Below are 20,246 nucleotides of genomic sequence, written 5' to 3' on the forward strand. Positions count from 1 at the left end.
GGTAACAACGGCCCGAACGGGACCGGTCCGCCGGCTCGTCTTCGTGTTCGCCCCTCCATGGCGCGATCGCCGTCGCACGCGCCGGCTGACCGGAGCGACGGCTCGGAAGCGGCCTGCCGTCTGCCTCCGATTGCAGTACCCAAGGCATCACTCACCGGCTTCGCGGGCAGGCAACACCTTGTTCACTGCGGAACGCCTCAGGGGGGTCTTCGTGTCCACGACCGGAATGGATGCCACCGCTTCGCCGGGGGCAGGCGACGACAGCCCGCTGCGGCGCGCCATCGGTCCGCGACTGCTGGTCCTGTTCGTGATCGGCGACATCCTCGGTACCGGCATCTACGCCACCACCGGTCAGGTCGCCGGCAAGGTCGGCGGGGCGTTGTGGCTGCCGTTCGTCATCGGGTTCGTCGTGGCCCTCCTGACCGCCGCCTCGTACGTCGAGCTGGTCGGCAAGTACCCGCAGGCGGCCGGAGCCGCGCTCTACACCCAGAAGGCGTTCAAGGTCCCGTTCCTCACCTTCATCATCGCCTTCATGGTGATGTGCTCGGGCCTCTCGTCGGCGAGCGCGGCGGCCCGCGCCTTCAGCGGCGACTACCTCGCCGAGTTCACGGACTTCTTCCCGCCCACCCTCATCGCGATCCTCTTCATCCTCGCGCTCGCGGCGCTGAACCTGCGAGGCGTGTCGGAGTCCGTCAAGACCAACGTGGTCCTCACCCTCGTGGAGCTCACCGGCCTGCTCATCATCCTCACGATCGGCGGCTGGGCGGTCCTGACCGGTGACGGCGAACCGGGCCGCCTCGGCGAGTTCCAGGCGGAGGGCACCGGCTACGCGCTGATCACCAGCGTGCTGGGGGCGACAGCCCTCGGCTTCTTCGCCTTCGTCGGCTTCGAGGACTCCGTGAACATGGCCGAGGAGACCAAGGACCCGGTGCGAACCTTCCCACGCGCCATCTTCACCGGCGTCATCGTCACCGGGACCATCTACGTCCTGGTCGCCCTGGTCTCCTCCCTGCTGGTCGACTACCGCGTGCTGGAGGACTCCAGCGGTCCGCTGCTGGAAGTCGTCAAGGCCGGCGGGATCGATTTCCCGCCCAGGCTGTTCGCCCTGATCGCCCTCTTCGCCGTCACCAACTCGGCCCTGATCAACATCATGATGGCGTCCCGCCTCTGCTACGGCATGGCCAACGAACGCATCCTGCCCCGAGCCATGGGCCGTGTCCTCCCCAGGCGCCGCACCCCTGTCGTCGGCATCGTCTTCGTCTCGCTCCTCGCCATCGGCCTGGTGTCCACAGGGGAGATCGCGGGCCTCGGCGACACCACGGCCTTCCTGCTCCTGTGCGTCTTCGCCGTCGTCAACATCGCCGTGCTCGTCCTGCGCCGCGACCGCGTCGAGCACCAGCACTTCCGCACGCCGACCGCGCTGCCGGTGCTCGGCGCGATCACCTCACTGATCCTCGCCAGCCCGCTGTCCGACCGGCCCGCCGACGTCTACATCAGGGCCGGCGTGCTGCTGGCCATCGGCATCGGGCTCTGGGCGCTGAACAAGGCGGTGATGAAGGTACGCGGAGAGGCGTGAGCCGTTCACCGCTTCTGTTCCACGTATTCCTTGAAGTGCTCGAGATCGCTGTGGACGAGCCGTTCTATCGCGTTCGCCTGGGCGAAGCCCCTCGGTCCGCCGAAGGCGTCCCTGATGGTGCCGGGCTCGTACTCGAGCCGCGCCTGGACCCGGGTGCGGTTCTCGTCGATCGGCTGCAACGAGAAGGAACCCGCGAGGTCGAGAGGGTCGGTGGTACGCCACTCCATCATGCGTTCCCCCTTGCGGTCGGAGACCTCGGCCGCGAACTCCCGGGACCGGCCGCCGGCCTCGACGTCGAGGTGGGCCCGGCCTCCCGCCTCCGAACGGGCACCTCGTACGCCCTCCACGAAGCGTGGGTAGCTCTCCACCTGGTGGAGGAGGTCCCAGACCTTGTCGATCGGAACTCCGACGTCAACGTGTTCTTCGAGGGTGCTCATGACCCACCTCCACGTCCGTCTCATGCTGGTATGTCCTCTGTTCCAGTGTGCGCCGACACCGGCCCGTCGACCGGACGATGAGACGGGTCCGGCCACCATGTGATCTGGCGGGCACCGAGGTCAGAGGCCTACGCGGAGCACCGCGACCCCGTTGACACGGCCCGTCGAGAGATCGTCGAGAGCGCGGTCCGCGTGATCGAAGCCGTAACCGGCGACCATGACCCGCAGCCGCCGCTCGGCTGCCGTGGCGAGCAGTGCCCGCCCGTCTTCGCGGGTGCTGGCCGTGACGCTGCGGAGGGTCCGCTCGCGGAAGAGATGCCGCTGGTAGTCCAGCGAGGGGATGTCGGTCAGGTGGATGCCGGCGATGCTGAGTGTGCCGCCGCTGTCCAGGGCCAGCAGGGCGACGGGGACGAGGTCGCCGGCCGGGGCGAAGAGGATCGCGGCGTCGAGCGGTTCCGGGGGAGGGGCGTACGGGTCGGTGGCCGAGGCGGCGCCGAGGCGCAGTGCCAGCTCACGGGCGGCCGGCGACCGGGTGAACACGTGGACGGCGGCGCCTCGTGCGAGGGCGACCTGCGCGGTGAGGTGGGCGGACGCCCCGAAACCGTAGATCCCCAGACGCCCGTTCGGGGGAAGGTCGGCGAGACGCAGCGCGCGGTAGCCGATGATCCCTGCGCACAGCAGGGGGGCCAGCTCCTCCTCGGCATAGCCCTGCGGCAGTCGGTACGCGTACTCGGCGGGGACGGTCGCGTACTCGGCGTAGCCCCCATCGGCGTCCCAGCCGGTGTAGAGCGAGGAAGGGCACAGGTTCTCCTCCCCTCGCGCGCAGTACCGGCATGTGCCGCACGTCCAGCGCAGCCACGGGATGCCGACCCTGGCGCCGACCCCGGGTCCAGTGGCCCCCGGGCCGGCCGCGACGACCTCACCGACCACCTCGTGCCCGGGCACGACCCGGTCGCGGTGGGCGGGCAGGTCGCCGTCGCGCACGTGGAGGTCGGTCCGGCACACCCCGCACGCGAGCACCCGCACCAGCAGTTCGTCGTCCGCGGGCGCCGGCACCGGCAACACGGCGGACTCGATCGCCCCTGGGCGGGAGGCAGAGGCGACCCAGGCCCTCATCGACGGGAGCGTCGCGTTCATGGAAGGCACCTCCCAGCTTCCATCAGACCGCTTCCGTGCCCACCTGGTCGAGAGGCTCGCTCGCGCACCCCCGTTCCCCCGGAGCGGATCGGGCAGCTACGTGGTGGCCCGCCGCGCGTACACCTCCATCTCGATCTTCATCCGGGGGTCGGCGAGTCCGCACACGAGCATCGTGGCGGCCGGCCGGACGTCGCCGAAGCAGCGGCGAAGGACCGGCCAGCAGGGCTCGAAGTCCTCGCGTTCGGGCAGCAGGTAGCGCACCCGCACCACGTCGGCCAAGGTGCACTTCGCCTCGGCCAGTGCGGCCTCGATGTTGCGCAGGCACTGCTCCGCCTGCTCCACCACGTCGTCGGAGATCGCCATGGTGGCATAGTCGAACCCGGTCGTCCCGGACACATGCACCCAGTCGCCGTCCACCACGGCACGGGCATAGCCGATCTGCTCCTCGAAGGCCGAGCCGCTGAGGATCGCACGTCGCTCTGTCATGTACGGAACGCTAAGTGGGCGGCACCCATACGTCTAATACATCCACAAGCATGAGCTGATATCTCTTGAGGTATGGAGCGCCCCGAACTCCCTCTCCCGCAGCTGCACGCCTTCGTCGTGCTCGCCGAGGAACTCCACTTCGGCCACGCGGCCGCCCGCCTGGGCATCGCCCAGCCGCCGCTGAGCCAGCAGATCCGCCGCCTGGAGGACAAGGTCGGCCACGCGCTGTTCAGCCGCGAACCAGGACGCGTCACACTCACTCCGGCCGGGCGTGAACTGCTTCCCGCCGCGCGGCGGGTCCTCACCGACCTCGCGGACGGTCTGGCCGCAGCCCGGGCCATCGGCAGCGGCCGATCCGGCCGCCTGCGGATCGGTTTCGCCGCTTCGCTCGCCCTGACCGTGCTGCCCGGTCTGCTGCGCACGTTCCGGCAGCGGTTCCCCGGCGTGGGCCTGGACATCCGTGAGATGACCACCGCGCCGCAGTTGGCTGCCCTGCACGACAAGACCATCGACATCGGCCTGCTGCGCGAACCCCCCGCCACCGAGACGGAGCTGGAGTTCAGAACGGTACTCAGCGAGCCCTTCGTGGCCGTACTGCCGGCCGGCCACACTCTGGCCACCCGACGTACGGTGCACGTTGCGCAGCTTGCGGACTCGCCGTTCGTGCTGCTGCCCCGTTCGGTGGGCCCTCGGTTGCACGACCAGATCACCGGCCTGTGCACCGCGGCAGGCTTCATCCCGCAGGTGGCCCAGCACGCGGTGGAGTGGCAGACGGTGTGCGCGCTCGTGGAAACCGGTCTGGGCGTCTCCCTGGCCCCGGCGAGCATCCGACGCATCCGTCTCAAGGGCGTCGCCTTCCGCGGGATCGACCCCAGTACGGCGCGAACGCGCGTCGCCGTCGCCTGGCGCAAGAACGACCCGAACCCCCTGGTCACGCACCTGCTGGCGACCGTCATTCAGGAAGGCGACTGAGACAGGCCCATCGTCCGCCCGCCGTGGAGCCGAGCCCCGCTGCGGAACCGGACAGACTACTGCGCCTGTGTCGCGATCTGGATCAGGTTGCCGCAGGTGTCGTCGAAGACGGCGGTGGTGACCGGGCCCATCTCCAGGGGTTGCTGGGTGAAGCGGACGCCGAGGCCGCTCAGGCGCTCGTACTCCGCCTTCACGTCGTCGACGGCGAACTGGGCGAGCGGGATGCCGTCCTTGACGAGCGTGTCGCGGTAGGTCTTGGCGACGGGGTGGCCGACGGGCTCCAGCAGGAGTTCGGTGCCCTGGGGCTCGTCGGGCGAGACGACGGTGAGCCACCGGTCCTTCTCGCCCACCGGGACGTCGTGCTTCTTCACGAAGCCGAGGATCTCCGTGTAGAAGTGCAGGGCCTTGGCCTGGTCGTCGACGAAGACGCTGGTGAGATGGATCTTCATGGGGTGTTCTCCTTCGGTCCGGACGTGTCGGGCACGAGCCATCGCTCGGTGATCTGCCGCAGCGGGGCCGTGTTGAGGTCGTGGAACTTGTAGCGGCCCTCCCGCCTGGTCTCGACGAGCCCGGCGGCCTCCAGGACGGCGAGGTGCTGGGAGACCGCCTGGCGCGAGATGCCGAGCTGATGCTTCATGCTCAGTCGCGAGCAGATCTCGAACAGTGTCTGCCCGGACCTCTCCGTGAGCTCGTCGAGGATGGTGCGGCGGGTGGGGTCGGCCAAGGCTTTGAAAAGGTCGTCGGCCACGACCAGAGCATAGGCAAGCACACACTTGCCTATCAAGTCGGGGCGCGGCGTGTCCTCGCAGGGCCTGACCTCAACCAGCCTTGGGGTCTGAATGGGGGCGCGGCCTGTACCGGTCGGCAGCCCCGCCATGGCCTGCCGGGACGGGCCGACACGCGACCGCCGCCGCTTCGGCGCTCTCGCAAGCAGCGTGTGTTCCGTAGCAGGTCCGCGGCCAGCGCGATCCGCGAGCCCGTGAGGTAGGCCGTCGGCGGTTCGCCGACCAGCGCGGTGGACCGGCCGGGCGAGCGCCGCCCGCGCCCCCGGGAGGAGTCTCAGACCGTGGCCTGAGGCTGCGCCGGGCTGAGGTAGTGGACGGCGGTCTGTTCGGTGTGCGGGACGAGCAGGCCCTGCAGTTCGTCCGCTGCGACCTTGAGCAGGTCGCCGTCGCGGTCGGCGTGGAGGGTCTCGAGGGCGAAGGCGACGTGGGTGGAGTCCTCGGTGACGCGGGTGCGGTGGGCGTCGCGGTGGTTCCAGTGGCGGGTCAGGACGCCGATGGTGTCGGCGTAGATGATCTCGCCGGGCTTCGGGTGCTCGACAGTGTCGGGTTCGCCGAGCGGGGTGAACGCCTCGGTGCCGTCGGCGTGACGGATGTCGACGTCGCCGGCGACTTCGTCGAGGTCGAAGGCGCCGGCGGGCAGGCCGTGGCGGACCGAGACGGCGTTGTAGGAGTCGACGGCCGGGTTGATGCGCGGCAGAGTGCCCTTTTTGGCGAGGCGGCGGCCGAGAGCGTCGACGCTGGGGCGGATGCGGCGGGGGTTGGTGCCGAAGGAGCGGTAGGCGGCGTGCCAGGCCGCGATACGGGGGTCGTTCTCGTCGGCCGGCTGCCAGGTGCCGTCGGAGAGCTGCTGCTCGAGGTCCGTGACGGCAGCCGTGGTGGCGGGCCAGGGCTCGTGGCCATGCAGTCCGGTGGCGGTGACCAGGGCGATGAGGGTGTCGGGAAAGGCGTTCGCGACGGCGGGGGCGAGGCGGAAGAGGGGCATGGTGGGACGGTTTCCGTTTCTGCGTGCGTGCGTGGGCTCGGTGGGACTCACGGTTTCCAGGGACCGATACGGTCCAGGCGGCGGCGCTGCTGCCGCGCGGCGGGCAGGTCGAGGCCCTGGCCGCGTTCGGTGAGGTGATCGGCGACGGCGGTGCGATGCTCGACGGACTTGTGGTCGTCGTACTTGAACTTGGCCCGCACGTCGGTGACCTCCAGGCGCAGGCCGCGGATGCCGGGCAGCATCCGTCCGTACGGGGGCTGGCCGACGGCGACGCAGGCGTGGTCGCCGGCGGGCTGGAAGTGGGCGAGCTGGCGGCGCAGCAGCTCGGCCTTGGCCTCGGGGTCGTCGACGATGTGCGCGCGGCAGGTGAACTGCACGGCGGTGTAGTAGCTGGTGGGGACGCCGTCGGTGGGCGCGGTGCCCGGCTTGGCGCGCCAGGGACCGGGAACGAAGGCGTAGTCGCCGAAGACGGTGAACAGGATGTTCGGGTCCTGCTCGATCGCCTTCCAGACCGGGTTGGGGCGGGCGAGGTGAACCAGGAGGTTGCCGGGCTCGGTGGTGAAGTGGGTGGGGACGGCGACAGGCGCCTGGCCGGGCAGGCCGTTGACGCTCAGGAGGCCGAAGTCGTGGCCTTCGGCGATCCAGGTCTGCCATTCCGCTTCGTCCAGGCCGGCGTCCCAGGGCTGGATGAACATGCTGGTCTCCTTGCGAGGCGATGGCGCGGTGGGCGGGCGGGTCAGGTCAGGGCGAGGAGGCCGACGGCGACGGCGGCGGTGCCCAGGCCGACGAGCTGGCCGCGGTGGATGCGTTCGGCGAGCACACTGCGGGCGAGCAGGACGGTGCCGGCCGGGTAGAGGGCGGTGATCACGGCGACGACGGCGAGGTCTCCGCTGCGGGCGGCGAGCAGGAACAGCAGGTTCGCGACGGAGTCCAGCACACCGGCGGCTGCCGACATCGCGTACGCGGGCCGCTCGGAACCCAGCTTGCGGTACATCAGTCCGGCCGCGGCCAGGGTGACGGCCGAGGAAACGGCCCGGCCCACGATCAGCGGGGCCACCCCGCTGTCGGACGGCGCTTCGTGGAGGAAGACCAGCTGGAGGGCGATCGCGGCGCCCGCGCCGAAGGCCAGGAGGAGTGCGGTGCGGGACGGCCGGACCGATCCGGCACCATGCCCGGCGCTGACCAGTACGACCGCGACCAGGGCGAGCGGCAGCCCGATCAGTCCGGCCACGCCCAGGTGCTCGCCCTGGAGCAGACCCACGCCGACGGGGAGCATGGCGGACACCAGCGCGGTGAGGGGTGAGAGCACGTTCATCGGGCCGATCGCCAGCGTCCGGTAGAGCAGGGCGAACGCGGCGGCCGACGCGACCCCGGACGCCGCGCCCCAGGCGAGAGCGCCGGTGCTGAACGAGGCGCCGAGGAACGGCCACAGCAGCAGCTCGACCGCGAGCGACGCCGGGGCCGCGATCATCACGGTGCGCAGCACGTGCGCCTTGCGGGCGCCGAGGCCCCCGAAGAAGTCGGCGCACCCATAGGCGAGGGAGCTGCCCAGGGCCAGCAGCAGAGCGATCACGGTTGCGTACATCCCTTACTATGTCAGTGGAACGACTAGACAGTACAGTGGACCGACCGACGTGTTCAACCGATCGACCGGCCGGTGCATCAAAGTGGTCCACTCGCGAGGAAGGCGATCGGATGGCCGAGGCAGAGGAGGCTCTGCGGACGCTCGCGCACAACGTCAGGACGGCCCGCAACCGCGCAGGACTGTCCCTGGACGAACTCGGACGGCGTGCCAAGGTCAGCAAGGGCGCCCTGGTCGGGCTGGAAAAGGCGCAGGGCAACCCGAACTTCGCCACCCTCGTCCGGCTGGCCGACACCCTCGGCGTCTCGGTGTCCGCCCTGATGGAAGGTCCGGCCGAGGGGCGTGTCCGCGTCGTGACCGCCGACGCAGTGACGCCGCTGTGGACCGGAGCGGCAGGCAGTGAGGCCCGGCTCATGCTGACGACCTCGGGCCCCGCCCCGGTCGAGGTCTGGCGCTGGAGACTCGAACCGGGCGAGGAGTACCCCAGCCACCCCCACCAAGCCGGAGTCGTGGAAACCGTCTCCGTGACCTCCGGCCGGATGATCCTGGTGGTCGACGGCGCCGAGCACCCCGTCGAGGCCGGCCAGACCGCCACCTTCGACGGCGACGCCTCCCACACCTACCGCGGCGCCGGAACCGAAAGCTGCCACCTGATCATGACCGTCCATATTCCGCCGGGCCCCGCCCCGACGAGCTGAGCGGCGCAGCGCTCTCGGATACCGCGGCGGCCTGCTGCGCTCCGCGTGAGCCGGGGGACAGGACGACCAGGGTAAATCGGTGGCCCTGGACGGCTCGGTGCCGCGATCATGGACGGTCACCGACACCCAACCGCCCAGGAAGCGCTCACCATGCCTGTGCCTGCCGACCCGACGGTCCTCCATCCGATGCCTGGGCAGCCGCGGGTGGTGCTGCTCCGGCCATTGGTGAAGTCCTCGCTCATCGAGGTGGGGGAGTTCTCCTACTACGACGACCCGGACGACCCGACCGCGTTCGAGACGCGCAACGTGCTGTACCACTACGGCCCGGAGAAGCTGGTCATCGGCAAGTTCTGCGCGCTCGGCACGGGAGTGCGCTTCATCATGAACGGCGCCAACCACCGCATGGACGGCCCCTCGACCTTCCCCTTCCCCACCATGGGCGGCTCGTGGGCCGAACACTTCGACCTGCTCACCGGCCTGCCGAGCCGAGGGGACACCGTCGTCGGCAACGACGTCTGGTTCGGCCACGGCGCAACGGTCATGCCGGGAGTGCGCATCGGCCATGGCGCGATCATCGCCACCGGCTCCGTGGTCACCACGGACGTGCCCGACTACGGCATCGTCGGCGGCAATCCGGCCCGCCTGATCCGCACCCGCTACGACGACCGCGATGTCGCCCGCCTGCTGGCGGTGGCGTGGTGGGACTGGCCCGTGGAGCACATCACCGACCACGTACGGACGATCATGTCCGGCAGTATTGCCGAACTGGAGGCCGCCGCCCCCTAGTTCGGCGGGGCGCCGGCGGAGGACGAGGACGGCTTGGGCGATCGCGGGTATGCGGGGTGGGCGCGCCTGGTACAAGTGGCAGGATGAACACAGACGAAGCCCAGGCAGCGGTCGACATGTTCCTGTCCGCCTTCAACGCTCCGGAGGAAGTGAGCGTCATCGAACGCCTGTCTCGCGCCCTGACACCGGAGGTCGTCTTCTGGGGTCCACTGGGCCGGAGCGAGGGTGTGGAGGCGGTGGGGCGATTCGTCCTCGATCTGCGTCGGCACACAGCCGGCGAGGGCAGGATGGCACGCCGCTCAGAGGTCGACGTGCCGGGCGAGTGGGCACGGTACCAGTGGCTTTACAGCACACCGGACGACCGAACCACCCTGTCGGGCACCGATGTGGTCCACATCGACCGTGGCCGCATCGACCAGATGATCGTTTTCGCCGGAGACGTTCCCTCACTGAAGGGGCCCGCCGCCTGACGAGGGCAAGGGCAGCGGGCCGACCGCTCACCGGTCGGCCCAGTACGGCGTGATGCAGGTCACGACGGTGCGCGCCTCGATCTTGGAATGCGTGGCGCGCCGGCACTGCTGCACTGCTCAGGGGCTTGCCCTGTTCTGGGCGTGCGCCGGGCAATGGTGCTCAGCGCGACTGGCCACGGGATCCGGAACCGACCTCGGTTCCTCCTCTCCCTTGTTCCCGGACCGCTGTCTTCGAAAGGTTCTTCTGCACCATGCCACTGGCTCTCCTGGCCCTGGCTGTCGTCGCGTTCGGCATCGGCACGACCGAGTTCGCCACCATGGGGCTGCTGCCCCAGATCGCCGACGGGATCGGCGTGTCCGTGCCGCACGCGGGCAATCTCGTCTCGGCCTACGCCCTCGGTGTCGTCGTCGGCGCCCCCGTCCTCACGGGCATCGGTGCGCGCGTCCCCCACAAGCGGCTGCTGCTGCTTCTGTCCGGGTTGTTCGTGGTCGGCAACATCGCGTCCGCGCTTGCTCCCGACTTCGGCCTGCTCTTCGCCGCGCGTTTCCTGGCGGGTCTCCCGCACGGAGCGCTGTTCGGCGTCGGCGCCGTCGTGGCCTCCCGCCTCGTCACCCCCGAACGGGCTGCGCGCGCCGTCTCAAAAATGTTCCTCGGACTCACCGTCGCGAACATCGTCGGCGTCCCGGCCGGCACGGCCCTCGGTCAGCAGCTGGGCTGGCGGTCCGCCTACGTCGCGGTCGCCATCATCGGCCTCATCGCCCTCGCCTCGCTGGCCTTCTTCGTCCCCCACCAGCCCCGCGGCCAACAGGCCGGAATCCGGCACGAGCTGCGGGCGATGGGCAACAGGCAGGTTGCGATCGGCCTGGGCACAGCCGTTGTGGGGTTCGGCGGCTTCTTCGCCGTCTACAGCTACCTGGTGCCCATGCTGACGAATCTGACGGGCATCTCCGACTCCTCGACCACTCTGGTACTCGCGCTCTACGGCGTCGGCATGACGCTCGGCACGCTGATCGCCGGCCCGCTCACGGACCGCGCCCTGCGCCCGACGCTGTACGGGGGGCTTGCTCTGCTCGCCGCGGCGCTGGTGACGTTCCACTTCACCGTCCACAGCACCGTGCCCGCTCTGCTGACGGTCACCTTCATCGGTGCGATGGGTTCCTTCATCACCACGCCCGTCCAGATGCTGCTCATGGCCAAGGCGAAGGACGCCCCGACGATGGCGGCGGCCTCCAACCACTCCGCCTTCAATCTGGCCAACGCGGGCGGCGCCTGGCTCGGTGGCCTGGCCATTTCAGCAGGCTGGGGCTGGGCCTCGCCCACCCTGGTCGGCGCCACTCTGGCTGTGGCCGGCCTCGGTCTGGCCTTCACGGGCGGCCTCATGGACCGGGGGAGCCGTCACTCGCAGGTGATCACTGCGTCCGGAACGGGAGCCTCGGCGGAGACCGGACAAGCCACGGCGGTCGACGACGAAGCCACCCACGCGCCCGAGCCGCAGGCGGCTACCCGGGATCGGGCATAGCGCGGCGGAAGGCCGAGCCCCGGACCGCACAGCGGCACGTCCGCCCACTTGGTCCGCCGGCCTGCCACCGCCGGCCGGTCCGAGCGGCGCAGCAGCCCCCGCACCGTTCCCACGGCAGATCCGGGCGCGCTCACCGCCAGATCGGCCAGCCCGGCCGCCAGCGATATCGCCTGGTTGTCCAGGCCCCCGAGCTGTTTCGCTTCCCGTGTCACGCTCTCTCCCCACCCACAGCACATCCGGACGGCGCCGGTCACGCGCCGTCCTTCCGAGCATCGCGTCCACCGAGTGCGCCGGCGGACGAACTCACCATTGAGTGATCACCTCGATCGACGGTACGGGCCACCGCTGCACGCCGCCGCTGACGAGCATGGACTGCTGGTGCGGGAGGAACTGCCGCTGAGTCGACGGGGTTGGTTGCCCGACCTTGGAATGGGCCCGGCCGTGATGATCAGCGCATGGCTGAGATCGCGCCGATGCCATTGCCGGAACTGGCAGTTGAGTACACCATCAGTGAACTACTGCGTTCCGGCACGGCATGCGAGAAGTGGGCGCGTCCGCGGGTGGACCTGCAGGGACGCGCCTGCCGGGGGCGTCAGCCGGTGACGCGGGTGTAGGTCAGGAACACGGCACCGCTCTTGATGACGGTGTGGTCGGTGAGTGTCCAGACGCTCGGGTCGAAGGCGGCCTGGCGGGAGAACAGTGGGATCCCGTTGCCAATGGTCAAAGGGCCGACTTTGAGGATCAGCGTGTCGATCTCGGCGTACAGGGAGCCCGCCAGTTCGGCGCCGCCGAGCAGCCAGATGTCCTTGCCCTCCTGCTGTTTGAGCTCCCGCACGATCGTGACCGGGTCCTCGGCGACCAGTTCGACGGCCGGGTCCGGGCTCTCGGTCAGGGACCGGGAGAACACCAGGTGACGCAGGTGGGGGTAGGCGTCGGTGATTCCGGCCGCGAGGCCGATCTCGTAGCTCCGCCTGCCCTCGAGCACAGTGTCGAAGTGGGTGCCCTCCGCCGTGACGGACAGCGCCTGCCGGGCCTGGACGGGCAGTGTCTCCGGGTACTCGGTGACGAGGTGCTGTATGTAGTCCTCCTGTATGGGCCAGAAGCCGTTCGGACCCGTGGGGTCCGCGCCGTCCGGGCCCGCGATGAAGCCGTCGAGAGTCGTGGCGATGTAGTAGACGAGTCTGCGCACGCCGGTCCCTTTCGTCGGTCCGCTGTCGCGGTGCGGCTCGGGGCCGCACCGGATGGCGTGCCCGGGCACGAGGCCGCTGAGTGATCATGGCACAGCGTCTGCTGCGCGAGTGGCGTCTGCGCCGACGCCGTACTACCGAGTCGGCGTGGAATCGTAGGTGTTGCGGGCCTGCTCGACCTTCTCCAGGTTGGTGGCGGCCCATTCCCCGAGGTGCGCGAAGAGGGGAGCCAGGCTGCGGCCGAGTTCGCTGATCTCGTACTCGACTCGCGGCGGGACTTCCGGGTGGTACGTGCGGACGACCAGGCCGTCGCGTTCCAGTTGCCTGAGCCGCTGGGTCAGGACCTTCGGCGTGATCCTGTTGATGTGCCGTTGCAGTTCGACGAAGCGCTGGCGGCCGTGCGTGTGGAGGGTCCACAGGATGGGGGTGGTCCACCGGCTGAACACGAGGTCGACGACCGGGCTGATCGGGCAGGCGAGTTCGGGGTCGCTCGCGGCGGATGCCGTCCAGGTCGTGTCGCCGGCCACGTGCACTCCTCCGGGATAGCCACTTTCCTGTAGGTACCTACTATACCGACGGTGTTAGCGTCCCCTCGTCGCCCGGAGAACAGCGCTCCGGAGCGTTCACGCCCACTCGGGCATCCGCAACCATGCTGCAGAACAGGGGGAGTTGCTCATGATCGTAGTGACGGGGGCCACCGGCAACGTCGGCCGAACACTCGTACAGGCCTTGACGACGGCCGGTGAGCAGGTGACCGCGACGTCCCGGGGAATCTCCGCCGCGGACGTGTCGGAGGGTGTCCGGCACAGCCGGGCCGACCTGGTCGACGCCGAAAGCCTTCGACCGGTGTTCGCCGGCGCCGATGCTCTCTTCCTGCAGAACGGCGGCACCAGCGCGCACCTGCTGAACCCTACGCAGATCCTCGACGTCGCCCATGCCGCAGGCATCGAACGGGTCGTCCTGCTTTCCTCCCAAGGGGTCGCCACCCGGCCCCGGTCGGCCTCCCACGGGAGCACGGCACGCGCCATCGAGGACGCCGTCCGGCGGTCGGGCATGGGCTGGACGATCCTGCGTCCCGGCGGCTTCCACTCCAACGCCCTCGCCTGGGCCGAATCCGTCCGCACCCGGCGGACGGTCACCGCGCCGTTCGGCGACACCGGCCTGCCCACCGTCGACCCGGCCGACATCGCCGAAGTCGCCGCGGTCACGCTGCGCAAGGACGACCACAGCGGCCGGATCTACGAGCTGACCGGACCCGCCCTCACCAGTCCCCGGCAACGAGCCGGGGCGATCGGCGAGGCGATAGGGGAGCCGGTGCGCTTCGTCGAGCAGACCCGCGACGAAGCCCGGTCCGAAATGGTGCAGTTCATGCCCGAGCCGGTGGTCGACACCACACTCGACATCCTCGGCGAGCCCACCCCCGCGGAGTGCCGCATCAGTCCCGACGTCGAGCACATCCTGGGCGGCACACCCCGCACCTTCACCGACTGGGCTCGCCGCCACGCCGCCCTGTTCCGCTGACGCGACCTCCCGGGCCTCGCCGGCCGGGCCGGTACCGGGCGCGGCGGCGGCGCTGGGCCAGTGACCGCCGACCGCCGGGCCCCGCACGGTCGGAGCGTCAGTGGCGCGGCGTGAGAGCGTCCGAGCGGCCGGCCGCGAGGCGCGACCACTGGGGGATGGGGCGTCCGTTGCTCCGCAGCCGGATGTGCTCGGCAGGGGTGCCCTGGACGGTGGGCCAGCCGGAAGGCGAGTCCTCCCACAGCTCCTGTCGTCCGTACACCGTGAGGTCCATGAGCGCGTAGCTGTAGTCCATCGCCTCCACACCGCGCAGGGTCGTCCAGTACGTCTCGAAGACGCGGTCCCCGTCCCTCACGTAACACACGAGGTGCATCGAGCCGACGCGTCGACCGGTCAGGAGCTCGCCTTGCGAGGGGACCGCCGAGTACCACGGAACCTCCCAGCCCATGAAGTCGCGGTAGCGACGGCTCTCCTCGTACGGGCCCTGGCAGAAGACCGCGTAGGTGATGTCACGCGAGTGCAGGTACGACAGCTCCTGGACCTGGCTGGTGACCCACGTGCAGCCCTCGCACTGCCCGGCCGCGTCGTGGCCGTCGTGCCACATGAGGTAGTAGGCGACGAGCTGCCGTCGCCCCTCGAAGGCCTCGAGCAGGGTGACCGGCCCGTCCGGCCCGGTCAGCTCGAGGCCGGCGGCCACCTCGACCATGGGCAGGCGCCTCCGGGCGGCGGCGATCGCGTCGCCTTCCCGGGTGTGCGCCTTCTCCCGGGTCCGCAGCCGGTCCAGCTCGGCCTGGAAGGTGGCCCGGTCGGCCACCGGTGGCAGAGCCGGCGCCCGGCCCGTCGTCCTGGTGTCGTGCTGAGTCACGATCTCGTCCAATCGTCGTGAAGCGCCGTCCGTCAGTCGGCCGCGTCCGGTTGGGGGCGCTCCGCCAGTTCCTTGATCCGCAGCAGGCGTGTCTCCCAGGAGCGGCCTATCCGGTCGAGTTCGCGGGCCAGCGCGCCGAGCCGGGCGCCGACGGCGACGTGGACGACCTCGCGTCCACGCTGCTCGGACTCGACCAGCCCGACCTCGCGCAGCACCTCCAGGTGCTTGCCGATCGCCTGCCGGCTCACCGGCAGCACTTTGGCCAGCGCGGACGCCGACATGGGGTCTTCACCGAGCCTGGTGAGGATCTCCCAGCGTGTCGCGTCGCCGAGCGCGGCACACACGACGGGGAGAGCGGGGGCGGTCACGAGTGCCTCGTCGGGGCCGGCGCGCTCTTCTCCACGAACGCCTTCGCGGCCGCCAGCTCGCTGAGCCATCCCTTGTCGTTGCCCTCGCGCTCCTTCAGCCAGGCTGCCGGGTCGTCGGCGAGGCCGGAGAACCCGCTCTCCACCACCCGCAGGGTCACCCCGCCACCGTCGCGCTCGTCGATCCAGAACTCGACCAGTGTCGAAGGCGTCGCCTCGTCCCGGAACGGGGTTCCGATCCAGCGGAACGCCGCGTAGCGCGGCTCGTCCAGCTCCACCGTCCGGAACCGGAACTCGCCCAGCGACGGATGGCGCACCACGGCCACGTCGCCTTCGTAACGCAGGTCCTGCTCGGCCTCGACCTCACCGTCATTGATGTACCAACCGGGCCGTACGACCAGTTGCCATACCCGCTCGGCCGGGGCGTCGATGTCGATCTGCCGTGCGATCCGGTCCAGCTCGGCCAGCTCCGCCTCGGGGTCTGTGGCGTCGTCCATGAGATCCTCCCTCGCGAACAGCTCTGCAACTGAAGGGTTGCACGTTGCGAGGGGGAGCGCAACCCATGGGTTGCACTTGTCGGGCCCGCAGAGTCATGACCCTGTGCTCCGGTCCCGGTCGGTCTCATCAGGCCGACGGCCGAGATTGATCACCGCTCTCGATGTCGATCAGACCAGTGCCGTCCCGGGCCGTAGCCGACCGTCGTGATCGGAGTGATTTCCGGAGTCTTGTTTCAGCGGTCCAGCTCTTCCTCCACCGGTGGCTTGGGCACCTCGCGCAGATGCTGGGACAGGCCGGGCTTGCCGCCCTGGCGGGCCTGCTCGCCGCGTTGCGCCGGGCTGTGGCCCAGGTCCGAGTCGGGATCGGTCCGAATGGAATGGACGATGTCGTCACGATTGCGGTAGGTCTCCGCGGGGATGCCGCGAAGAGCGGACATCACTTCGCCGGATGCATCGGCGGAACGGGCTGCCTCAAGCAAGTGCGGCTTGTCGGCGGGGAAGTCCACATTCTTCAGGGCGCTCAGTACGTCGTCCACGGTCGCGTGCGCCATCGGAAAACACTCCTTGCTCGCATTGGAGTCCGCGGCACGTGTACCCCTGTCGGCCTCGAGCACACGAAAACCGGGGATCTCGGCTCGAGCGATGTGTTTCTCATGGAGATGCCGCCTTGCACTGGTAACGCGCAGTAAATAGTTATGCACGCCGCGACGGGTCAGACTCAAGTCTCAATTTATTTCTTTTCGTGTATAGAATATCCAAAGTAAAGCGTCAGGATAACGACAGCAATGCCGACCGACGGAAGGACAGCAGTAAAGGGAGGAAAGTCGATGATCACCGAATTGGCTGTCGAGCGCTTGGAGTTCACCTGCGGCCAACAGGTGGAGCGTCGACTGCGACGTGCGGTTCTACCACGACGAGAACGGGACGAATGGGAGTACTTCGGTCTCGACGGCCACGGGGTGCCGTCGCTCTATGACCCCGAGGGTGCCCCTCCCTGCCCGATCTGCGGTGGCTGCTGGGTGGGGAACCTGATCTGCGCCGGCCCGCGGCGACGAGGGGGCCACAGGTAAGAGCAGGAGGCAGCGAGGGGGCGCTGCAGTCGGAGCTGCCGGTGCCGAGGGCGGCGAGAAGCAGATCACGGCGCCGGCGGGCGGACGCGTGGACCAGGCGGTGCCCGCCCGCCACGCCCAAGTCCCACAATGCGGAACGTCTGTTGGTGCGGCGCTGCGGCTGCTGTAGAAATAGCCCCATGAGTCACGAGCCTTTGGTGCGACGCCTGGTCATCGACCTGTGCCGACGCGCGGCTTCGTGTTGTCGCTGAACCCGCGTCCCTGACGCCTCCCGCCGGCCGGTGGCCTCGCCCGAGCCGGTGACGCACGGACCCCGCACTTCGTGACGGGGCTGTTCTCTTCACCCTGACCTGCTCCGGCTCAGGGCTGTCCACCCACGTCGGCCTGCACAGCTGCGTGCTCCGACGTCCCTTGGAGGCCGCCCCATGTCCTCGGCAACACCTCTGCAAGAAGCAGGTACCGGCAAGAAGCCGGTGCCGCGTCGTCTCGGCGCCCCGGCCTGGGCGCGCCGTGTCGCTCTGCCGTTCGGCTCGTTCCTGCTGTTCCTCGTCCTGTGGCAGTTGCTGGCTGCTAGCGGTACGTGGAGCAGCACGCTGGTCCCGCCGCCTGCCGACGTGTGGGACGCCTTCGTCGAGGTGTCCACCACGCACGACGGTGTGCGGGGCTACAACGGCACCTACCTCGTCGAGCACCTTGGCATCAGCCTGCGACGCATCGCGTTCGGGGCGGGTCTCGGCATCGCCACCGGAGTGGTGTTCGGGCTGCTCATGGGCACCGTCGGCTGGATGCGCTCGCTCTTCGAGCCCTGGATCACGTTCCTGCGGACGCTGCCGCCGCTGGCGTACTTCTCGCTCCTCGTCATCTGGTTGGGCATCAACGAGGAGCCGAAGGTCACCCTGCTGGCCGTGGCCGCCTTCCCGCCGGTGGCGGTGTCCACCACCACGGCCGTGGCCGCCGTGCCGCGGGGCCTGGTCGAGGCGGCCCGCGCCCTCGGCGCCTCGCGGTGGGACGTCGTCAAGGACGTTCTCGTCCCGTCCGCCCTGCCGGAGACGCTCACCGGCGTCCGACTGGCCGTCGGCGTGGCCTATTCCTCGCTCGTCGCCGCCGAGTTGGTCAACGGGCTGCCCGGCATCGGCGGCATGGTCAAGGACGCCGCCAACTACAACAACACCCCGGTCGTGCTCGTCGGCATCATCGCCATCGGCGTCTCCGGTCTGGTCATCGACGGTCTGCTGCTGCGGCTGGAACGCACCGTCGTTCCCTGGCGCGGCCGCGTGTGACCGGTCTTCCTCCTCACCCCCACTTTCCTGTCCCTTGCACAGAAACGGCCCCGTGATGTCCCGTGTCCCCCAAGGCCCCTCCCGTCGACTGCTGCTCACCGGCGCCCTCGCCCTCGCCTCCGCGGCCGTCACCGGCTGCTCGTCGGACGGTGAGGAGTCGTCCGGCAGTGCCAAGAGACTGCGCATCGGCTACTTCGCCTTCCCCAGCGGCGACCTCATCGTGAAGAACAGGAAGTTGCTGGAGAAGGCACTGCCCGGCTACCAGATCACATGGATCAAGTTCGACTCAGGGGCGAGCGTCAACCAGGCTTTCATCGGCAAGTCCCTCGACATAGCCGCCCTCGGGTCGAGTCCCTTCGCCCGGGGCGTGTCCGGAGCCTCGCCGATCCCGTACAAGGTCGCGTGGATCCTCGACGTGGCCGGTGAGAACGAGGCGCTCGTCGCCCGCAAGGACACCGGCGTCTCCGACGTCGCCGGCCTCAAGGGCAGGACCGTCGCCACACCCTTCGCCTCCACCTCGCACTACAGTCTGCTCGCGGCGCTTGAGACGGCCGGCCTGAAGACCTCGGACGTCGAACTCATCGATCTGCAGCCCCAGGCGATCCTCGCCGCCTGGCAGCGCGGCGACATCGACGCCGCCTACGTCTGGCTGCCGACCCTGGACGAACTGCGCAAGACCGGTGTCCAGCTCACCAGCAGCAAGGTGATCGGCAGCGCGGGCAAGCCGACCCTGGACCTGGCCGTCGTGTCGGACGACCTGATCGCCAGGGACCCGAAGGCGATCGACGCCTGGCGGAAGGCCGAGGCCGAGGCACTGCGGCTGCTCAAGTCCGACCCCGAGGGATCGGTGAAGGCGGTCTCGGCCGAGCTCGGCATCAGCACGGCGGACGCCGAGGCCCAGCTGGCGCAGGGCGTGTTCCTCACCCCGGAGCAGGTGACCTCCGCCGACTGGCTGGGCACCGACGGCAGCCCGGGCAAGCTGCTGTCCTATGTCACCGACACGGCGGAGTTCCTGACCGACCAGAAGCAGATCGACGCCACGCCGTCCGCGGACGCCGTCCGCAAGGCCTTCTACCTCAAGGGGCTGCCCGATGTCCTCAAGTGAGACGACGACGGCCCCCGCGAGCACGACCACGAAACACGACGGCACCGTCCGGCTCGACCACGTCGTCCACCGGTACGGCCGGGGCAGCGCGAACGTCACCGCCGTGGGACCCGTCGACCTGACCGTCCCCGTCGGCGAGTTCCTCGTCCTGGTCGGGCCCTCGGGATGCGGCAAGAGCACGCTGCTCCGCCTGATCGCCGGATTCGAGCGGCCGACTCACGGCGCCGTGCGGGTGTCCGGCGCCGAACCGCGACCCGGTACGGCGGCCGGCGTGGTGTTCCAGACGCCGCGGCTGTTCCCGTGGCGGACGGTCGGGGGAAACATCGACCTCGCCCTGCGGTACGCGGGCGTCGACCGCGCCCACCGTCCCGAGCGACGGGCCCGGTTGCTGGCCCGGGTCGGTCTGGAAGGCACGGAGAAGCGGCGGACCTGGGAGATCTCCGGCGGTCAGCAGCAGCGCGTCGCGATCGCCCGGGCACTGGCCGCCGAGAACCCGCTCCTCCTGCTCGACGAGCCGTTCGCCGCGCTGGACGCTCTCACCCGGGAACGGCTCCAGGAGGACGTCCGCCGGGTGGCCGCGCAGACCGGGCGTACCACGGTGTTCGTGACGCACTCGGCCGACGAGGCGGTGTTCCTCGGCTCCCGCATCGTCGTGCTGACCAAGGGGCCGGGGACCGTGGCCCTGGACCTGCCGATCGACCTTCCGCGCGGTGACGTCGACGCCGAGGAACTGCGCGAGTCACGCGAGTTCGCCGAGCTGCGGGCGCGGGTCTCCCACGAGGTGAAGGCCGCCGCGGCACACGGACACCGCCCCGGCGAGCCGACCGACGCATCCATGCAGGGAATCGAAGAAAGGACTTCCCAATCGTGATGTCAAGCCGCAGCGGTGACGGGAGGTGAACCTTGGTAGCGCTCTCCGTCACGGATC

Annotated in this window: 24 protein-coding genes and 1 pseudogene; 10 read left to right on the forward strand and 15 right to left on the reverse strand. The window is 69.8% G+C overall.

The genetic code is table 11. The features are described from left to right. Positions 1 to 226 precede the first annotated feature (226 nt). Entirely contained in the window at positions 227 to 1,576 is a 1,350-nt protein-coding gene (locus IE260_RS22235; protein ID WP_189874614.1) for an APC family permease, read from the forward strand. A gap of 5 nt (positions 1,577 to 1,581) precedes the next feature. On the opposite strand, the gene IE260_RS22240 is transcribed toward IE260_RS22235, so the two are convergent. The 3 genes from IE260_RS22240 to IE260_RS22250 form a co-directional block, all read right to left on the reverse strand. After that, entirely contained in the window at positions 1,582 to 2,013 is a 432-nt protein-coding gene (locus IE260_RS22240; RefSeq protein WP_189874539.1) for an SRPBCC family protein, read from the reverse strand. A gap of 120 nt (positions 2,014 to 2,133) precedes the next feature. After that, positions 2,134 to 3,129, reverse strand: coding sequence for a zinc-binding alcohol dehydrogenase family protein (locus IE260_RS22245; protein ID WP_189874616.1), 996 nt, complete (start codon positions 3,127 to 3,129; stop codon positions 2,134 to 2,136). Positions 3,130 to 3,246: 117 nt separating this feature from the next. Further along, the gene (locus IE260_RS22250) at positions 3,247 to 3,636 is read right to left on the reverse strand and encodes a RidA family protein (protein ID WP_189874541.1); all 390 of its coding nucleotides are present in this window, start codon (positions 3,634 to 3,636) and stop codon (positions 3,247 to 3,249) included. Positions 3,637 to 3,708: 72 nt separating this feature from the next. Here IE260_RS22250 and IE260_RS22255 point away from each other — a divergent pair, with 72 nt between their 5' ends. Beyond that, entirely contained in the window at positions 3,709 to 4,608 is a 900-nt protein-coding gene (locus IE260_RS22255) for a LysR family transcriptional regulator (protein WP_189874543.1), read from the forward strand. 56 nt (positions 4,609 to 4,664) lie between these two features. Here the strand turns inward: IE260_RS22255 and IE260_RS22260 are convergent, their stop codons facing one another. The 6 genes and pseudogenes from IE260_RS22260 to IE260_RS22280 form a co-directional block, all read right to left on the reverse strand. Next, positions 4,665 to 5,057 carry a VOC family protein gene (locus IE260_RS22260; protein WP_189874545.1) on the reverse strand — a complete coding sequence of 131 codons (393 nt, stop codon included), beginning with the start codon at positions 5,055 to 5,057 and terminating at the stop codon, positions 4,665 to 4,667. Further along, a complete protein-coding gene (locus IE260_RS22265) occupies positions 5,054 to 5,356 on the reverse strand; it encodes an ArsR/SmtB family transcription factor (protein WP_189874548.1) in 303 nt (100 codons plus the stop codon). The genes IE260_RS22260 and IE260_RS22265 overlap by 4 nt, the downstream gene beginning before the upstream one ends. Positions 5,357 to 5,544: 188 nt before the next feature. Next, positions 5,545 to 5,653, reverse strand: a pseudogene (locus IE260_RS43375) (AraC family transcriptional regulator); the annotation flags it as partial. A gap of 14 nt (positions 5,654 to 5,667) precedes the next feature. Next, the gene (locus tag IE260_RS22270) at positions 5,668 to 6,375 is read right to left on the reverse strand and encodes a B3/B4 domain-containing protein (RefSeq protein WP_189874550.1); all 708 of its coding nucleotides are present in this window, start codon (positions 6,373 to 6,375) and stop codon (positions 5,668 to 5,670) included. Between the two features lie 47 nt (positions 6,376 to 6,422). Beyond that, complete coding sequence (locus IE260_RS22275; protein WP_189874552.1) at positions 6,423 to 7,070, reverse strand: FMN-binding negative transcriptional regulator; 648 nt, start codon at positions 7,068 to 7,070, stop codon at positions 6,423 to 6,425. Between the two features lie 41 nt (positions 7,071 to 7,111). Beyond that, positions 7,112 to 7,948 (reverse strand): EamA family transporter, encoded by an 837-nt coding sequence (locus IE260_RS22280; RefSeq protein ID WP_189874618.1) that lies wholly within the window; start codon positions 7,946 to 7,948, stop codon positions 7,112 to 7,114. Positions 7,949 to 8,070: 122 nt separating this feature from the next. Here IE260_RS22280 and IE260_RS22285 point away from each other — a divergent pair, with 122 nt between their 5' ends. The 4 genes from IE260_RS22285 (at position 8,071) to IE260_RS22300 (ending at position 11,431) form a co-directional block, all read left to right on the forward strand. Continuing rightward, positions 8,071 to 8,655 (forward strand): helix-turn-helix domain-containing protein, encoded by a 585-nt coding sequence (locus IE260_RS22285; protein WP_189874554.1) that lies wholly within the window; start codon positions 8,071 to 8,073, stop codon positions 8,653 to 8,655. Positions 8,656 to 8,805: 150 nt separating this feature from the next. After that, positions 8,806 to 9,441, forward strand: a complete 636-nt coding sequence (locus IE260_RS22290; RefSeq protein WP_189874556.1) for a CatB-related O-acetyltransferase — start codon at positions 8,806 to 8,808, stop codon at positions 9,439 to 9,441. Positions 9,442 to 9,524: 83 nt separating this feature from the next. Further along, positions 9,525 to 9,911, forward strand: coding sequence for a nuclear transport factor 2 family protein (locus IE260_RS22295; protein ID WP_189874559.1), 387 nt, complete (start codon positions 9,525 to 9,527; stop codon positions 9,909 to 9,911). A 251-nt stretch (positions 9,912 to 10,162) separates the two neighbouring features. Continuing rightward, a complete protein-coding gene (locus tag IE260_RS22300) occupies positions 10,163 to 11,431 on the forward strand; it encodes an MFS transporter (RefSeq protein ID WP_229881050.1) in 1,269 nt (422 codons plus the stop codon). Positions 11,432 to 12,023: 592 nt separating this feature from the next. Here the strand turns inward: IE260_RS22300 and IE260_RS22305 are convergent. Together IE260_RS22305 and IE260_RS22310 are read right to left on the reverse strand one after the other, a co-directional pair. After that, the gene (locus tag IE260_RS22305; protein ID WP_189874561.1) at positions 12,024 to 12,620 is read right to left on the reverse strand and encodes a dihydrofolate reductase family protein; all 597 of its coding nucleotides are present in this window, start codon (positions 12,618 to 12,620) and stop codon (positions 12,024 to 12,026) included. A 132-nt stretch (positions 12,621 to 12,752) separates the two neighbouring features. Continuing rightward, positions 12,753 to 13,145, reverse strand: a complete 393-nt coding sequence (locus IE260_RS22310) for a winged helix-turn-helix transcriptional regulator (protein ID WP_373303381.1) — start codon at positions 13,143 to 13,145, stop codon at positions 12,753 to 12,755. Positions 13,146 to 13,293: 148 nt separating this feature from the next. Here IE260_RS22310 and IE260_RS22315 point away from each other — a divergent pair, with 148 nt between their 5' ends. Further along, complete coding sequence (locus IE260_RS22315; protein WP_189874564.1) at positions 13,294 to 14,139, forward strand: NAD(P)H-binding protein; 846 nt, start codon at positions 13,294 to 13,296, stop codon at positions 14,137 to 14,139. Between the two features lie 97 nt (positions 14,140 to 14,236). Here IE260_RS22315 and IE260_RS22320 read toward each other — a convergent pair whose 3' ends face one another. The 4 genes from IE260_RS22320 to IE260_RS22335 form a co-directional block, all read right to left on the reverse strand. Continuing rightward, positions 14,237 to 15,001 (reverse strand): DUF899 family protein, encoded by a 765-nt coding sequence (locus tag IE260_RS22320; protein WP_189874566.1) that lies wholly within the window; start codon positions 14,999 to 15,001, stop codon positions 14,237 to 14,239. Positions 15,002 to 15,033: 32 nt separating this feature from the next. Further along, positions 15,034 to 15,369, reverse strand: a complete 336-nt coding sequence (locus IE260_RS22325) for an ArsR/SmtB family transcription factor (protein ID WP_189874569.1) — start codon at positions 15,367 to 15,369, stop codon at positions 15,034 to 15,036. Continuing rightward, entirely contained in the window at positions 15,366 to 15,863 is a 498-nt protein-coding gene (locus tag IE260_RS22330) for an SRPBCC family protein (RefSeq protein WP_189874571.1), read from the reverse strand. The genes IE260_RS22325 and IE260_RS22330 overlap by 4 nt, the downstream gene beginning before the upstream one ends. 233 nt (positions 15,864 to 16,096) lie before the next feature. Further along, positions 16,097 to 16,414: a DUF2795 domain-containing protein gene (locus IE260_RS22335; protein ID WP_189874572.1), complete on the reverse strand. Its 318-nt coding sequence runs from the start codon at positions 16,412 to 16,414 to the stop codon at positions 16,097 to 16,099. A gap of 944 nt (positions 16,415 to 17,358) precedes the next feature. On the opposite strand from IE260_RS22335, the gene IE260_RS22340 reads away from it, so the two are divergent. From IE260_RS22340 to IE260_RS22350, 3 genes are read left to right on the forward strand one after another with little or no spacing between them, the layout of a single operon-like run. Then, positions 17,359 to 18,213, forward strand: a complete 855-nt coding sequence (locus IE260_RS22340) for an ABC transporter permease (protein WP_189874574.1) — start codon at positions 17,359 to 17,361, stop codon at positions 18,211 to 18,213. A 55-nt stretch (positions 18,214 to 18,268) separates the two neighbouring features. Further along, the gene (locus tag IE260_RS22345; RefSeq protein WP_189874620.1) at positions 18,269 to 19,318 is read left to right on the forward strand and encodes a taurine ABC transporter substrate-binding protein; all 1,050 of its coding nucleotides are present in this window, start codon (positions 18,269 to 18,271) and stop codon (positions 19,316 to 19,318) included. After that, positions 19,305 to 20,189, forward strand: a complete 885-nt coding sequence (locus tag IE260_RS22350) for an ABC transporter ATP-binding protein (RefSeq protein ID WP_189874576.1) — start codon at positions 19,305 to 19,307, stop codon at positions 20,187 to 20,189. The genes IE260_RS22345 and IE260_RS22350 overlap by 14 nt, the downstream gene beginning before the upstream one ends. Positions 20,190 to 20,246: the final 57 nt, after the last annotated feature.

The sequence above is a fragment of the Streptomyces viridiviolaceus genome (assembly GCF_014650995.1).
In the GTDB taxonomy this organism is placed as follows: domain Bacteria; phylum Actinomycetota; class Actinomycetes; order Streptomycetales; family Streptomycetaceae; genus Streptomyces; species Streptomyces viridiviolaceus.